Here is a 13370-nt window from a genome sequence, read left to right on the forward strand (position 1 = left end):
CTACTACTCGGCGGCCGTCCTGGTGCCCGACGCCCTGGGCATCCTGGAGAGCGTCGAGGTGAACCCCTGACCGCGCTTCGGGCGCTCACGTTTCACGGTCGGTTCGACGACGCCTCCCGGCGGCTCCGCCGGGAGGCTGCCCGGATCGGTGGGATGTACCGGTCAGGCGTCTGGGTGCGGGGACGTGGGGGTGGACGTGCGCCGGCCGTCGGGATGGTCTCCGCAAGAGCCGGTCGCTCTCGTCTGAGCGGCCCGTATGGCGTCGATTTTGACATGCAGGCGGGCCAGCTCGGCCAGCATCGTGGCGAGCTGGCCGTCGGTGTGCTGCTCCTCGGAGGAGGTGCTCTGCTCGTCCATGGCGTTGACCACAACGGCGATGAACAGGTTCAGGACCACGAAGGTGGACGTCAGGATGTAACCGACGAAGAACACCCAGGCCCACGGGCGCTCAGCCATCACCTGGCGGGTGATGTCCGACCACGCGTCACCGGTCATCATCTGGAACAGGGTGAACAGGGAGACGGGCAGCTCGGCGAAGTAGCCGGGAGCGATCCGGCCGAACAACTCGGTCGCCAGGACGCCCGAGACATACATGACCAGCACCAGCAGGCCGATGATGGAGACCATGCCGGGGATGGCCTCCAGCAGCGCCGAGACGACCCTGCGCATGCTGGGCACCGCCGAGACCAGGCGCAGCACCCGCAGGATTCGCAGCGCCCGCAGCACCGACACCGACCCTGCGGCGGGGACGAGCGCCACGGCTACGATGACCGTGTCGAAGTGATTCCACGGATCTCTGAAGAACGCCCCCCGATAGGCGTACACGCGCAACCCGAGCTCCATGGCGAAGACCGCCAGCGTGATCCGGTCCACGGCGTGCAGGAAACCGCCGATGTGAGCGGTGAGCACCGAAGAGGTCTCCGCGCCGATGGTGGCGGCGTTGACCAGGATGATCACGACGATGATCCGCTGGAAAGGCCGCGCCTCCACAAGGGAACGCACACGTTCACGACGTGACACGAAGTCGACTCTCCGGAAAAGAGGGGTGCTGAGGTGATGATGGTAAGCGGAAAGAAATGAGAGTCCGTCGAGAACAATGATATAAACTGTTTAATATATTTGCAGGGTTTCATTTCCTTTTTGTCGATTGATGCGGTTTTCCGACTGGAGGGGAACTGGGGACGGCCCCGGATCGGGGGTCAGGCTCCCTTGAGCAGTTCCCACCAGGGGTCCACCGGCGGCGCGTCACCGGCGTCGATCCGGTCGCCGGGACGAGGGATCGCGAGCCGCACGTCACGGGCCTTGGCCTCGTACCAGAGCCGGTCGACCGGCTCGGCCCAGGGGTGGAAGGCGAGGGTGAAGGTCGCCCAGTGCACCGGCAGGAGCAGCTTCCCGCCCAGGTCGAGGTGGGCGGTGACCGCCTCCTCGGGGTTCATGTGGATGTCGGGCCAGCCCGGGCTGTAGGCGCCGATCGGCATGAGGGTCAGGTCGAAGGGGCCGTGCTCGGTGCCGATGCGGGCGTAGCCGTCGAAGTAGCCCGAGTCGCCCGCGTAGAACACCCGCTTGTGCTCGCCCGCGACCACCCAGGACCCCCACAGCGTGTCGTTGCGGGTGAGGGAACGCCCGGAGAAGTGCCGGGCCGCGGTGGCGACGAAGCGCAGGCCCGCGACGTTCGCCTCCTCCTCCCAGTCGAGCTCGATGATCCGCTCGGCGGGCACGCCCCAGCGCTCCAGGTGCGCGCCGATGCCCAGCGGGACCAGGAACGGCGCGCTCTGCGCCGCGGTGAGCGAGCGGACCGTCGCCCGGTCGAGGTGGTCGTAGTGGTCGTGTGAGATCACGACGGCGTCGATCGCCGGGAGGTCCGGCAGGGCCACCGGGAGCGGATGAATGCGCCGGGGACCGATGAAGGGGACGGGTGACACCCGATCGCTCCACACCGGGTCGAACAGGACACGCCGTCCCTCGATCTCCACCAGCGTGGTGGCGTGGCCGTACCAGACGGCGCTCAGGCCGGTCTCGGACGGCGGGATCGCCGGGGAGGTCACCAGCGGGACCGGCCCGGCGGGCTTGCGTCCCTCACGGCCGGCGACGAAATCGCGCAGCATCCGGGGGGCGCTGTCCGGCGGCGGCGTGGACGAAGCGGGCACGGTGTTGTGGAAGACGCCGTCACGGAACCGCGGTGACCGCAGCATCCGTTCCAGCCGCTCCCCCCGCGCCCGGCCGCCCAGCTCCGCCGGGACGTTCCGCAGCGACCAACCGGCGGCGGCCAGCGCCAGAGCCCCCGCGACCAGCCGTCCCACCGATCCTTTTCCCGCCATCCGGCACACCCCCTGAACCTCGTTCCATCCGTCCAACCGACCGGGGGCCGCCGGTGTTCCCGGGAGCCCCCCGGAAGGGGGACGGAAGTCGTCCGGAGAGGAGTCCGGGGCCGCAGTGACCCCGGAGATCAGGCCAGATACCGCTCCACGGTGGCGACCTTGGCCTCCAGCCGGCCCATCCCGCCCTCACGGATGTCGGCCTTCAGCACGAGGCTGACCCGCCCGCACCGGGCCTCGACCGCGGCGACCGCCTCCTTGACGACCGCCATCACCTGATCCAGATCCTCGCCTTCGACCGTGGTGAACATCGCGTCGGTGCGGTTCGGCAGCCCTGAGGCACGCACCACCCGTACGGCCTCGGCGACCATCTCCCCGACGTCCTCCCCCACCCCGATCGGCGTCACACTGAACGCCACGAGCACCGACATGCCTCTCCTCTCCTCTCCGGGATCTTCCCGGCCGTTCCCTACGGTACGGCGCCTCCATGGGAACCAGAGCGTCCCTCTGGGGAACACGCCTCACATCAGGATGACCTCACATCAGGATGAGGATGGCCGCGATCACCACCATCACCGCGGCGGTGAGGCCGTGGACGCCGAACGCCACCGCCCGCGGTCCCCCGTTCCTGAGCACGACGACCATGTCACCCAGCGGGGCGAACACACTGGCGAGAATCAGCCAGCCGAGCATGCGCTGGTCTCCCGCCACGAGGGCTGGGAGCACGACGAGCCCGGCCGTGATGTCCCGTACGCCCTTGACGGTCAGGTATGCGTTCATGGACACGGGAACCCCGAAGCCCTCGGCCGACGCGACCGGCTGCAGCAGGAAGCGGATGCCGATGAGGATGATCCCGATGGCGATCAGTCCGGCGATCCAGGTGGCGATGGTGACCATGTCGTTTCCTTCGATCGTTGCTAGAAGTGTTAGCAACGCTAACTTAGCGACGCTCATCTGTCTAGCGATGCTAGAATGTGGAAGGTGTCCACACAGCAGCGCAGAGAACGCGAACGCGCCCAGCGCCACGATCTGATCGTCAAGACCGCCCGAAAGCTGGCCGAGTCCGAGGGCTGGGACGCCGTGACCACCCGCCGCCTGGCCGACGAGATCGAGTACAGCCAGCCGGTCCTGTACAGCCACTTCGCCGGCAAGGACGCCATCGTCGCGGCGGTGGCGCTGGAGGGCTTCACGGAACTGGCCGTACGCCTGCGCGCCGCGACCCGGACGGGCGAGCCGCGGGCCGCGCTGGAGGAGCTGGCCAGGGCCTACATGGCGTTCGCCGAGGAGAACCCCGCGCTGTACGACGCCATGTTCACGATGGCCGTGGACCTGCCGTTCGGCCAGGACGACACCCCGGAGCCGCTCCGGGACGGCTTCCAGGCGCTTCTGTCCGGAGTCGCGCAGTTCGCCGGCGGTCGCGACCCGGGGATCCTGACGGAGGTCGCCTGGAGCGCCCTGCACGGGCTGATCGTCCTGTCCCGCGGCGGCCGGCTCCCCGCCTCAGGCCGCGAGGCCCGCCTCGCGCTGCTGCTCGACCAGCTCAGCGCCACCCGCTGACCCGGCGGCGTACGGCCGGCCGTCCCACACGGCGGCGGCCCGGGACGCGATCTCTGGGCCGTACCGGCGGCCTCGCCTGCGCCGGGCACCTGACGGACCATCCGGGACCGGCTCACCTCCCCGGGGCCGGGCCCGGACGCAGGGTCTTCAGTGATCTTCTAGGAGGAGTGCCTGTCGGCGAGCACCGAGCGGGTCGCGTGCAATGACGCAAGGAGCTGCAGCCGGTCCGCGTCGGCGCTGCCCGGCTCTGCGGTGAACACCAGCATGACCGGGCCGGGGTTGCCGGGCAGCGGATAGGTGTCCCAGTCCAGGACGATGTCGCCGACCTCGGGGAGCCGGAAGGTCTTGGTGCCGCTGACCGACGTGCGGACGTCGTGCCGGGCCCACAGCCGCCGGAACTCGGCGCTGCGGATGCTCAGCTCACCGACGATCGCGGTGGCGCGTGGGTGGGCGGGGTCGGTGGCGACGGCGGCGCGCATCATGCCGATGTAGTCCAGGGCCTGCCGCTCCCAGTCCGGGCAGCTCCGCCCGCCGGTCAGCGTGTCGTCGAACATCAGCAGGAGCATGTTGAGCCGGTGGGGCGGGTAGGCGTCAGGGGCGCCCAGCAGCGCCTCCGCCATCGGGTTCCAGGCGAGCAGGTCGAGGTGCCGCCCGAGCACGACCGCCGGGGTGTCCATCACCCGCAGCAGCCGCCGTGTGCTGTCCGGCACTGTTTCCGGCCCCCGGTCCACCCGGGTGGGTATCGGCCGGCGGACGGCGCGGGCCAGGGCGAACAGGTGCCGGCGTTCCTCGTCGTCGAGGCCGAGCGCCCCGGCGAGCGCGTCCAGGACACCGTCGGACGGGCGCACCTCCCGGCCCTGCTCCATCCGCTGGTAGTAGTCGGTGCTCAGCCCGGCCAGCAGGGCCAGCTCCTCACGCCGCAACCCGGTGACCTTGCGCCGGCCGCCCGGTTCCAGACCGACGTCCTGTGGACGCAGCCTGCTGCGCCGGGCTCGCAGGAAATCCCCGAGCTCACGAGCGTACGGATTGCTCATGCCGCAAGTCTGCCGCCTGGCCGGGCACCCATGGTAGGTCTCGCAGACCTAGGCAGCCGAGAACGATCGAACCGGCCCGCGTTGCTCCTAGCGTCGTCGATCTACCGTACCGATACCCGCAGGAGCAGCAGATGACCGGATGGACCGCCGACCGCATCCCCGACCAGCACGGCCGGATCACCGTCGTGACCGGCGCGAACTCGGGCCTCGGCCTGGTCACCGCGACCGAGCTGGCCCGCCGCGGCGCCCATGTCGTGCTCGCCGTCCGCGACACCGCCGCCGGAGAGGAGGCCGCCCGCCGGATCGGCGGCGACGTCGAGGTGCGCGAGCTGGACCTGGCCTCCCTCGATTCGGTACGCGCGTTCGCCGCGAAGCTGACGGCCGACCACCCGGTGATCGACCTGCTGGTCAACAACGCCGGCGTGGTGCTGCTCGGCCCGCGCCGCACCTCCGCCGACGGTTTCGAGCTGCAGTTCGGCACCAACATGCTGGGCCACTTCGCGCTGACCGGCCTGCTGCTCGGCAAGCTGGCCGCGGCGAGGCGGGCCCGGGTGGTGGTCAGTCTCAGCTCGATCACCCATAAGAACGCGTACCTCGACTTCGACGACCTGATGTTCGAACGTGACTACCGGGCCGCTGCCGCCTACGGCCGGTCCAAGCTCGCCACCACGGTCTTCGGCGTCGAGCTGGACCGCCGCCTGCGCTCCACCGGGTCTCCGATCATCAGCACGCTGGCCCACCCCGGTCTCACCCGCACCAACCTGACTCCCCGCGCCTGGGAGCACCGTGGCCGGTTCGGGCAGGTGGTCGCACGGCTCGGCCTTCTGGTCGCCCAGTCGGTGGAGCAGGGCGCGCTGCCGCAGTTGCGCGCCGCGACCGAACCCGGTGTGCGGGGCGGCCAGTTCTTCGGGCCGTCCAGGCTCTGGGAGACGCGGGGGCCGGTCACCGAGGCCCGGCTCAGCCGGGAGGCGGCCGATCCGGCCGTCGGCAAGCGGCTCTGGGCGGCGGCCGAGGAACTGACCGGCGTCAGCTACCTGTGAACCCGGTGGCCACCCGCTGAGCCCTGCGGCCACCGGCCGGACGACGGCGATCCGCACAGGCTGCTCATCCCTCCTCGCGCGCAGATCAACGACCACCCCTGCAGACAAAACCTCCCAAAGGGTATGAATCCTCCTCGGGGGTGGGACACATGAGAACAGCCGAGACTGTCGATCACTGCGACCACGAGCACCGGTGCGAGCAGCTGGAGCAGGAGCGAACCTTCCTGGCGGCACTGCTCGACAGCTTGGACGCCGGGGTGGTGGCCTGCGACACCGACGGCCGCCTGGTCCAGATCAACCAGCCCATGCGCGAGATCCTGCGAACAGCCGAGCATCCCGACACCCCGCACGCCTGGGCGTCGGCTCACGGCCTGTACGCCCCCGACGGCCGCCGGCTGCTGGCGACCGAGGAGATACCGCTGGTGCGGGCCCTGGCCGGTGAGCGGGTCGCCGGTCAGCAGGTGGTGATGCGCCCGCCCGGCCAGTCGGCGCGCCGGCTGGCGGTCAACGCCCGGCCGATCACGGCGCCTGATGGGCGGCAGCTGGGCGCGGTGGCCGTCGGCCACGACATCACCGATGCCCACCGCACCGGCGTGCTGCGCGCCGTCCAGCACGCCGTCAACGGCGTGCTGGCCGCCGAGCGCGGCACCACCGAGACCGCGCATGCGGTGCTGGGCGCGATCGCCGGCGTGCTCGGCTGGCGCTGCGGGGAGTACTGGCAGGTCGATGCGGACGCCGAGGTCATCGTCCGGGTCGTCTCCTGGAGTGAGCCGGGCCGTGACCTGTCTGCCTTCACCGGCACACAGCCGCTCGCTTTCGCCCCCGGCCAAGGGGTGGCCGGAAAGGTCTGGGCCGGCGGTCGCTCGATCTGGAGTGCGGACCTGCCCGACGATGAGCGCGGCTTCGCCCGCATCGCCCAGGCCCGGCAGGCGGGCCTGCACGCCGCGATCGGCCTGCCGATGCGCAGTGGCGGCGCCGGTGCGGTGATGGGCGTGCTGGCTTTCTACACCGATCAGATCATCGGACCCGATGACGATCTGATCGGCCTGCTGGAGGGCGTGTGCGCGCAGGTGGGCCAGTCCATGGAACGGCGCCGCGCCGACGAGCTGGCCCACGAGCTGGCCACCACCCGGGAGCGTTTCGACCAGGTCGCCGCCCAGCTGGAGGACTACATCTGGACCTGGGAGATCACCGCGGACGGGCAGGCGCACTCGGTGTACCAGTCACCCAACACCGCCGGGATCCTCGGCGCGCAGGTCCACGGCACCGACCTGGCCGCCGCCTTCCGCTCGCGCTATCTCCACCCCGACGACCGGGAGGTCTACCACGCCTTCACCGCGACCCTCGCCTCCGGCCAGGTGGCCCAGGCCGAGTACCGCATCATCGGCGTCGACGGCCGCACCCGGTGGGTCTGGAGCCGCGCCACCCCCCGCCGCGAGGCCGGGCGCCTGCTGGTCGATGGCATCTCCACCGACGTCACCGATCGCCACACCCTGGCCGAACAGCGCGAACACCTCCTGCGGCAACAGCAGCAGCAGGTGGCCCGGCTGCGGGAACTGGATGCGATGAAGGACGAGTTGATGGCCATGGTCAGCCATGAGCTGCGCAACCCCATCGGCCTCATCCGCGGCTACGCCGAAATGCTGCGCGACGCCCCCGACCTGCCCGGCGAGCACCGCGCCTTCATCGAGGTCATCGACCGCACCAGCGGCCGCCTGCAGGAGCTGGTCGACGACCTGCTGCAGTTGGCCCGCCTGGAGGCCGGCCTGGTCACCATCGACGCCCGCACCATCGGGCTGACCGGCCTGATCCGCCAGGCCGTCGAGGAGCACCAGGCGGCCGCGGCCGCCAAGAACCTCACCCTGACCACAGAGCTGGCCCACTACCTGCATGTACACGCCGACCCGGTGCGCATCCGCCAGGTGCTGGACAACCTGCTGTCGAACGCGATCAAGTACACCCCGGGAGAGGGATGCGTCACCGTGACCGCCGTCCCGGCCTGCCCGGGCAGCGACGGCCTACCGTCCAGCGTCACCCTGACCGTCGCCGACACCGGCATCGGCATCCCGGCCGAGCAGTACGACCAGCTGTTCTCCCGCTTCTTCCGCGCCTCCACCGCCCGCCAGGCCGGCATCGAGGGCACCGGGCTGGGCCTGGCCACCACCAAGGCCATCATCGACGCGCACGGCGGCACCATCACCGCCGCACCGCGTGAGGGCGGCGGCACCGTCTTCACCGTGTGCCTGCCGGTCAACGCCCCGGCAACGACCTGACCGCCCACCGATGATCACCTATGAGACAGCGCGGCCATACCGCTCTTCCCCGATGTCGACGAATCTTCCTGGGTGTCGGCGAACTCAGGCCGGATCACCGCCGGACAGAGTGCGGCGGCGACGGCGACGGGACACAGAGCGCGAGCCGCCCGGAAGACGGCTCGCGCCTCGTCACCGCTCACCGATTACGCAGGGTGAACGTCACGATGGTCCGGTCGTCGCGCACCCTGTCCACGTCGTTCTGCACACGGACCTGCTCGGTGATGCTCTGGCCCGGCCAGATCAATGATCTGGGCATGGTCCCCAGACCCTTCAGCGCGTTGGTGTCCGCGCTGTCGCCCTCGAAGAACCGGATGCTGATGTGATCCACAGTCAGTACATGGCTGGTGCGCTGGAGCCGGTAGTGGATCTCGGTGCGGATCTCCCCGCCGCACTTCCCGAAGTACCAGTAGTGCACGGGCGGCCCGCCGAGGCGACCGGTGTTGGTGATGGGGATGGTGTGACGACACCGCTCGTTCTTGCCGACCGTCTCGTAGTCCATCATGTCGAACACGATGGTGCCGGTCGCGTGCCAGTTCTGCTGCGAGGCCGCCTGGGCGGCCGTCGCCGTGGCGCCCTGGGCGAGCATGCCCAGGCACAGGGCTCCAGTGGTGGCGCTGACTCCGAGAAAGCGGATGGAACGGTTCACCGGGTCTCCTTCGGTGAGGACGCGGCCGTCCGTGCCGGACCGGTGGGCCTGGCCGCGGACGATGTGTCGTCGGGTTGTATGCGCAGTGGTAACCCGGTCCGCTTGCAGCGCGCTTGAGGAAATGTGGACCCGAGTCCGGCGTCAACGCGGTTCCCACTGGTCAACTGGCTGTCGGACCCCTCCCTGAGATCATCGGGCTGCCCGTCGGATCACTGCATGTACTGGAGGTTCGTGACTGTCGCAACCACGCAGACGGTCAGTCCGGCCAGTGCGACGAGGGCATGAACATAGACGATCCTGCGGGTGATCCGCCTCTGCGTCCGCCAGTCTGTACGGCCTCTGACCCAGGCGCTGACCGCCAGACCGAACGCGGCGATCGCGGTCATGATCACGCTCGCTTGGTACGCGTCGCCGAATTCCTGCCTCGACGGGAAGCTGTGCACCATGTGGTCCGGGATCATGTAGATGGCCGTTGTCCCGGTGAGCACCACCCCGGCCCATGCCGCGATCCAGGCGCCCCCGCCTGCTTGCGGGGGCGTACCTCGGCCGGACACCCCGTGGCCACGCGTTTCCGGCGGCGGATAGGCGGTGGCCTGGCGGGGCGGCTGGACCGTCGGAGTTCTCGCCTGGATGGCGGCGGGGCCGCTCCCGCCGCGCTCGGCTCGCCGGTCGGCCCGCCACGTGAAGTACAGCCCGATGACGCTGAGCGTGGTCGTCACGATGAAGCTCACCCAAGCAAGATTCATGGAACGACTATGAGCTCCCATACGGGGCGGCACAATCGAGCACCGGGACGGCCGTCGCCCGGTCGCCCCGCCGCACGGTGCCTGGCCGGGTCACCCGCATGATCACCCCGAACTTGTTCTCGTGCCGCTGGATGAGGTGCTTCTGCAGCTCGGGCCAGCGCTCCCGGCCGTCGGGGTCCCAGCTGGGCACGGCACACCTGATGCACGGCCCCGCGTGGTCACCGGTCACCGTCAGCTCCACCTCTCCCACCGAGATCACGGTGCCCGCGCTCCAGTCCTGCTCCTCGAAGGCGGGGGCGTCGAGGCTGAGATGGAGGTTGGGCCGGAACCTGAGCAGGTCCACCGGCCCGCCCATCTCCTCCTCCAGCGCCACCCGGGACGCCTCGGCCGTGACCAGGACCGTCGGGCCCCGGTCCTGCTGGCCGTCGGCGGCGCGCAGGCTCAGCGGCACGCCCAGCGATTGCGTCAGGGCCGCGACGAGTCCCGGGTCGTCCCACTTCCAGACGCTCCCGTCCGGCGCGGTCAGCACCGGGGCGTCCCCGCCGTCGTAGCCGCTCCGCCAGTGCAGCATCTCGGGCCGTTGCCGTACGGTCAGCTGCCTGCCCTGGTGGGTCTCCCGCCCGTCGATCAGCGCGTAGGCCCGGTCCCCGGCCATCCCCCGATCGTCGAAACGCGCCTGCCCGATCTCCTCGCCCCGCAGCGACTTCACCGGCCACCACAGCACCCGCTGGACACTCCCCTGGTACGTCGTCATGCCCCAAACCGTACCGAGTCGCCCTCTGCGGCAGCGCGCGCGATCGCGGCACGGGCGATGTTGCGCGGCATCCGGCCGAAGATCAGGCGGTGGAAGGGCGATATCCCCCACCAGTACGCGTGCCCCAGCAGCCCGTGCGGGTGGAACACCGCGCGCTGCCGGTAGACCGCCCGTGCGGGGTCCTCCTGCGGGGAGACCGACAGCTCCAGCCAGGCCAGTCCCGGCAGCAGCATCTCGGCGCGCAGCCGCAGCAGCCGGCCGGGCTCGATCTCCTCCACCCGCCAGAAGTCCAGCGAGTCGCCCGTCCTCAGGCGGTCGGGGTCACGGCGTCCCCTGCGCAGGCCCACGCCGCCGAGCAACCGGTCGATCAGGCCGCGCAACCGCCAGGCGACGGGGAGGGAGTACCAGCCGTTGGCTCCGCCGATCGACTCGATCACCCGCCAGACCGCCGCCGGGGGCGCGTCCACGGCGAGTTCGCGCTCGTCGGCGTAGAGGCTGCCGCCCGCCCAGTCCGGATCCGTGGGCAGCGGGTCGCTCGGCGCGCCTGGTGTGGAGGCGGAGCACCAGCGGGTGGCGACGTCGGCCTCCTTGATCCGGCGCAGCGCCAGCCGTACGGACTCGTCGAAGCCGATCAGCCCGCCCGGCGGGTCGGGGACGAACGCGGCGATGTCGTTCTCGGCGCATACGGCCTCGTGCCGCAGCGACTCCACCAGAGGCCGGGCGATGCTCGCGGGCACGGGCGTGACGAGACCGACCCAGTGGCTGGACAGCGCGGGCGACAGGAACGGCACCGGGATGATCACCCGCGGCGGCAGCCCGGCGACGGCGGCGTACCTGCGCATCATGTCCCCGTAGGTCAGGACGTCCGGCCCGCCGACGTCGAAGGGGCGGTTGACGTCCCCGGGGACGTCGGCCCAGGCTGCCAGGTAGCGCAGCACGTCACGCACGGCGATGGGCTGGGTGGGGCTGCGCACCCAGCGGGGCGTCGTCATCACCGGCAGGCGCTCGGTCAGATGGCGGAGCATCTCGAACGAGGCCGACCCGGAGCCGATGACCACCGCGGCCCGGAGCACCACGGCGGGCGTCGCCGCCCTCAGGAAGATCTCACCCACTTCCGCGCGGGAGCTCATGTGCGGGGACAGCTCGCCCGAGGCGTGCGTCAGCCCGCCCAGGTAGACGATCCTGCGTACGCCTTCGTCGGCCGCGGCCCCGGCGAACGTCCCGGCCGCCCGCCGGTCACGCTCCACGAAGGAGGGTCCCGCGGCCATCGAGTGGACCAGGTAGTACGCCACGTCGATGCCGCGCAGCGCGCGCCGCATCGCCTCCGGGTCGTTCACGTCCCCGGCCACGACCCGCACCCGGCCCGCCCACGGCAGATCCCGCAGCCGCTCCGGGCGCCGCGCCACGCACCTCACCTCGTGCCCCGCGTCGAGCAGCACCGGGACCAGCCGCCCGCCGATGTAGCCGGTGGCCCCCGTCACCAGAACACTCCCCATACCGGTACCTTCTCCGCCCACCGGGCGCGCGGTTGCACGCGCGTCCCGGCCGGACCCGGCGACCGGGGCACTCCCGGGAAGGGACGATCATGGAGGGATGAAGGTACGCACTCCCCGGACCCCCGCCGAGGCCGAGGCGATCCAGGACGAGCTCCGCCCGCTGCTGGACCTGACCGGACCGGGCCCGCTCCGGCCCGCCACGGTCGCCGGGGTGGACGTGTCCTACGACGGCGACCGGCTGGCGGCGGCCGTGGCCGTACTCGACGGGTCCACGCTGGAGGTCGTCGAGGAGGTGACCGTCACCGGCCGGACGACGTTCGGCTATGTCCCCGGTCTGCTCGCCTTCCGTGAGCTCCCGGCCCTCCTCGACGCCCTGGACCGCCTGACCGTCGTCCCGGAGCTGGTCGTCTGCGACGGGTACGGCCTGGCCCATCCGCGCCGCTTCGGCCTCGCCTGCCACCTGGGCGTGCTCACCGGGCTGCCCTCGATCGGCGTCGCCAAGACCGCCTTCGTCGGCGACCACGCCGATCCCGGGCCGGAACGGGGTGCCTGGACGGACCTGACCCTGGACGGCGACGTCGTCGGCCGGGTCCTGCGCACCCGCAGCGGTGTCAGGCCGGTCTTCGTCTCCGTCGGCCACCGGGTCGACCTCGACACGGCCTGCCGCAACGTCCTGCGCCTGACCCCCGCCTACCGGCTCCCGGAGACCACCCGCGTCGCCGACCGCCTGTCCCGCGCCGCGCTCGCGGGCGCCGGTTGACACGCCCGGAGGGCCGGACGCCGGATAGAGTCGCATGAACCATGAGAAATCACACGATCACCGCGCTGTGGGAGGAGATTCCCGACGACGCCGATGACCTGGTCCTGGTCAGCGGCGGCTTCCGGATCTACGTCTGCCTGTGCGGCAAGCAGCTCCCGGACCGGACGGCCGCCGAACTGCACGCCATGGAGACCGGCCAGTGCACCACGTGCCTGGGCACCAAGGTCGAGCACATCGTGCCCGACTACGCCCAGGACTGCACGGCCTGCGCCGGGACCGGCCGCCGTGGGACACAGCTGCGCTGGCAGCTCGCCCACGCCGAGGCCGAGGCGGCGATCACCGTCGAGACCGTCCGGGCGGTGATCGCCCCGCTCAGCGGGCCGTTCCGGCTCTCCGAAGTCGCCGACGCCGTCCGCGACGCCCTCGGTCTCCCGGTCGGCCGCATGCCCGTCGGCCCCCGCGTCCGCGACATCCTGCGCAGGCTGGAGACGGAGGGCGAGCTGATCCTGGTCTCCGCCCCGGACAGGATGCTCCGCGGCACCGGTGTGGTCCTCTACCGCGACCCCTCCTGGGAGCACGCGACCGCCGGATGAGCCCCGGGCGCCCCTGGTGCGATCACCAGCCCCGGCGACCGTCCGCGTCCGGCGTCAGATGCCGTCGCGCTCGATCGGGCAGCTCATGCAGCGCGGGCCGCCGCGCCCCCGGCC

The 13370-nt window shown here is 71.1% G+C and carries 15 protein-coding genes; 6 read left to right on the plus strand and 9 right to left on the minus strand.

Going from position 1 to position 13370, the window contains the following annotated elements:
- The coding region (locus tag IEZ08_RS40750) for a hypothetical protein (RefSeq protein ID WP_373294402.1) at positions 1–70 on the plus strand (70 nt) is incomplete at its 5' end.
- 92 nt (positions 71–162) lie between these two features.
- Here the strand turns inward: IEZ08_RS40750 and IEZ08_RS37760 are convergent.
- The 4 genes from IEZ08_RS37760 to IEZ08_RS37775 all read right to left on the minus strand — a co-directional run bounded on the left by IEZ08_RS37760 (position 163) and on the right by IEZ08_RS37775 (position 3212).
- Entirely contained in the window at positions 163–1002 is an 840-nt protein-coding gene (locus IEZ08_RS37760; RefSeq protein WP_229803940.1) for an ion transporter, read from the minus strand.
- Between the two features lie 197 nt (positions 1003–1199).
- On the minus strand, positions 1200–2318 hold the full coding sequence (locus IEZ08_RS37765; RefSeq protein ID WP_189244099.1) for an MBL fold metallo-hydrolase: 1119 nt from the start codon (positions 2316–2318) through the stop codon (positions 1200–1202).
- 128 nt (positions 2319–2446) lie between these two features.
- The gene (locus IEZ08_RS37770; protein WP_244894092.1) at positions 2447–2746 is read right to left on the minus strand and encodes an MTH1187 family thiamine-binding protein; all 300 of its coding nucleotides are present in this window, start codon (positions 2744–2746) and stop codon (positions 2447–2449) included.
- A gap of 106 nt (positions 2747–2852) precedes the next feature.
- Positions 2853–3212, minus strand: a complete 360-nt coding sequence (locus IEZ08_RS37775; RefSeq protein ID WP_068923862.1) for a DUF4267 domain-containing protein — start codon at positions 3210–3212, stop codon at positions 2853–2855.
- A gap of 84 nt (positions 3213–3296) precedes the next feature.
- On the opposite strand from IEZ08_RS37775, the gene IEZ08_RS37780 reads away from it, so the two are divergent.
- The gene (locus IEZ08_RS37780) at positions 3297–3872 is read left to right on the plus strand and encodes a TetR/AcrR family transcriptional regulator (RefSeq protein WP_068923863.1); all 576 of its coding nucleotides are present in this window, start codon (positions 3297–3299) and stop codon (positions 3870–3872) included.
- 158 nt (positions 3873–4030) lie between these two features.
- Here IEZ08_RS37780 and IEZ08_RS37785 read toward each other — a convergent pair whose 3' ends face one another.
- Complete coding sequence (locus IEZ08_RS37785) at positions 4031–4906, minus strand: helix-turn-helix transcriptional regulator (protein ID WP_068923864.1); 876 nt, start codon at positions 4904–4906, stop codon at positions 4031–4033.
- 131 nt (positions 4907–5037) lie between these two features.
- Between IEZ08_RS37785 and IEZ08_RS37790 the strand changes: the two genes are divergently transcribed.
- Together IEZ08_RS37790 and IEZ08_RS37795 are read left to right on the plus strand one after the other, a co-directional pair.
- Positions 5038–5946: an oxidoreductase gene (locus IEZ08_RS37790; RefSeq protein ID WP_189244100.1), complete on the plus strand. Its 909-nt coding sequence runs from the start codon at positions 5038–5040 to the stop codon at positions 5944–5946.
- A gap of 149 nt (positions 5947–6095) precedes the next feature.
- A complete protein-coding gene (locus IEZ08_RS37795; protein ID WP_189244101.1) occupies positions 6096–8219 on the plus strand; it encodes an ATP-binding protein in 2124 nt (707 codons plus the stop codon).
- Positions 8220–8397: 178 nt separating this feature from the next.
- Here IEZ08_RS37795 and IEZ08_RS37800 read toward each other — a convergent pair whose 3' ends face one another.
- The 4 genes from IEZ08_RS37800 to IEZ08_RS37815 form a co-directional block, all read right to left on the minus strand.
- Entirely contained in the window at positions 8398–8907 is a 510-nt protein-coding gene (locus tag IEZ08_RS37800) for a hypothetical protein (protein ID WP_189244102.1), read from the minus strand.
- Positions 8908–9116: 209 nt separating this feature from the next.
- A complete protein-coding gene (locus IEZ08_RS37805; protein WP_176728521.1) occupies positions 9117–9653 on the minus strand; it encodes a hypothetical protein in 537 nt (178 codons plus the stop codon).
- A 7-nt stretch (positions 9654–9660) separates the two neighbouring features.
- The gene (locus IEZ08_RS37810; protein WP_068923869.1) at positions 9661–10407 is read right to left on the minus strand and encodes an MOSC domain-containing protein; all 747 of its coding nucleotides are present in this window, start codon (positions 10405–10407) and stop codon (positions 9661–9663) included.
- Entirely contained in the window at positions 10404–11903 is a 1500-nt protein-coding gene (locus tag IEZ08_RS37815; RefSeq protein WP_189244103.1) for an SDR family oxidoreductase, read from the minus strand. Before IEZ08_RS37815 ends, IEZ08_RS37810 begins: the two co-directional genes overlap by 4 nt.
- Before the next feature lie 97 nt (positions 11904–12000).
- Between IEZ08_RS37815 and IEZ08_RS37820 the strand changes: the two genes are divergently transcribed.
- Together IEZ08_RS37820 and IEZ08_RS37825 are read left to right on the plus strand one after the other, a co-directional pair.
- A complete protein-coding gene (locus IEZ08_RS37820; RefSeq protein WP_068923871.1) occupies positions 12001–12663 on the plus strand; it encodes an endonuclease V in 663 nt (220 codons plus the stop codon).
- 41 nt (positions 12664–12704) lie between these two features.
- On the plus strand, positions 12705–13256 hold the full coding sequence (locus IEZ08_RS37825; protein WP_189244104.1) for a hypothetical protein: 552 nt from the start codon (positions 12705–12707) through the stop codon (positions 13254–13256).
- Positions 13257–13370 lie beyond the last annotated feature (114 nt).

Origin of the sequence: Planobispora rosea (assembly GCF_014648175.1) — a bacterium.
Taxonomy (GTDB): Bacteria; Actinomycetota; Actinomycetes; order Streptosporangiales; family Streptosporangiaceae; genus Planobispora; species Planobispora rosea.

Excerpts from the sequence above, each read along its gene's own strand:
- IEZ08_RS37795 (WP_189244101.1), top strand. The coding sequence starts at position 6,096 with ATGAGAACAGCCGAGACTGTCGATCACTGCGACCACGAGCACCGGTGC.
- IEZ08_RS37825 (WP_189244104.1), top strand. The coding sequence starts at position 12,705 with ATGAGAAATCACACGATCACCGCGCTGTGGGAGGAGATTCCCGACGAC.
- IEZ08_RS37765 (WP_189244099.1), bottom strand. The coding sequence starts at position 2,318 with ATGGCGGGAAAAGGATCGGTGGGACGGCTGGTCGCGGGGGCTCTGGCG.
- IEZ08_RS37805 (WP_176728521.1), bottom strand. The coding sequence starts at position 9,653 with ATGAATCTTGCTTGGGTGAGCTTCATCGTGACGACCACGCTCAGCGTC.
- IEZ08_RS37785 (WP_068923864.1), bottom strand. The coding sequence starts at position 4,906 with ATGAGCAATCCGTACGCTCGTGAGCTCGGGGATTTCCTGCGAGCCCGG.
- IEZ08_RS37770 (WP_244894092.1), bottom strand. The coding sequence starts at position 2,746 with ATGTCGGTGCTCGTGGCGTTCAGTGTGACGCCGATCGGGGTGGGGGAG.
- IEZ08_RS37815 (WP_189244103.1), bottom strand. The coding sequence starts at position 11,903 with ATGGGGAGTGTTCTGGTGACGGGGGCCACCGGCTACATCGGCGGGCGG.
- IEZ08_RS37810 (WP_068923869.1), bottom strand. The coding sequence starts at position 10,407 with ATGACGACGTACCAGGGGAGTGTCCAGCGGGTGCTGTGGTGGCCGGTG.
- IEZ08_RS37775 (WP_068923862.1), bottom strand. The coding sequence starts at position 3,212 with ATGGTCACCATCGCCACCTGGATCGCCGGACTGATCGCCATCGGGATC.
- IEZ08_RS37820 (WP_068923871.1), top strand. The coding sequence starts at position 12,001 with ATGAAGGTACGCACTCCCCGGACCCCCGCCGAGGCCGAGGCGATCCAG.
- IEZ08_RS37790 (WP_189244100.1), top strand. The coding sequence starts at position 5,038 with ATGACCGGATGGACCGCCGACCGCATCCCCGACCAGCACGGCCGGATC.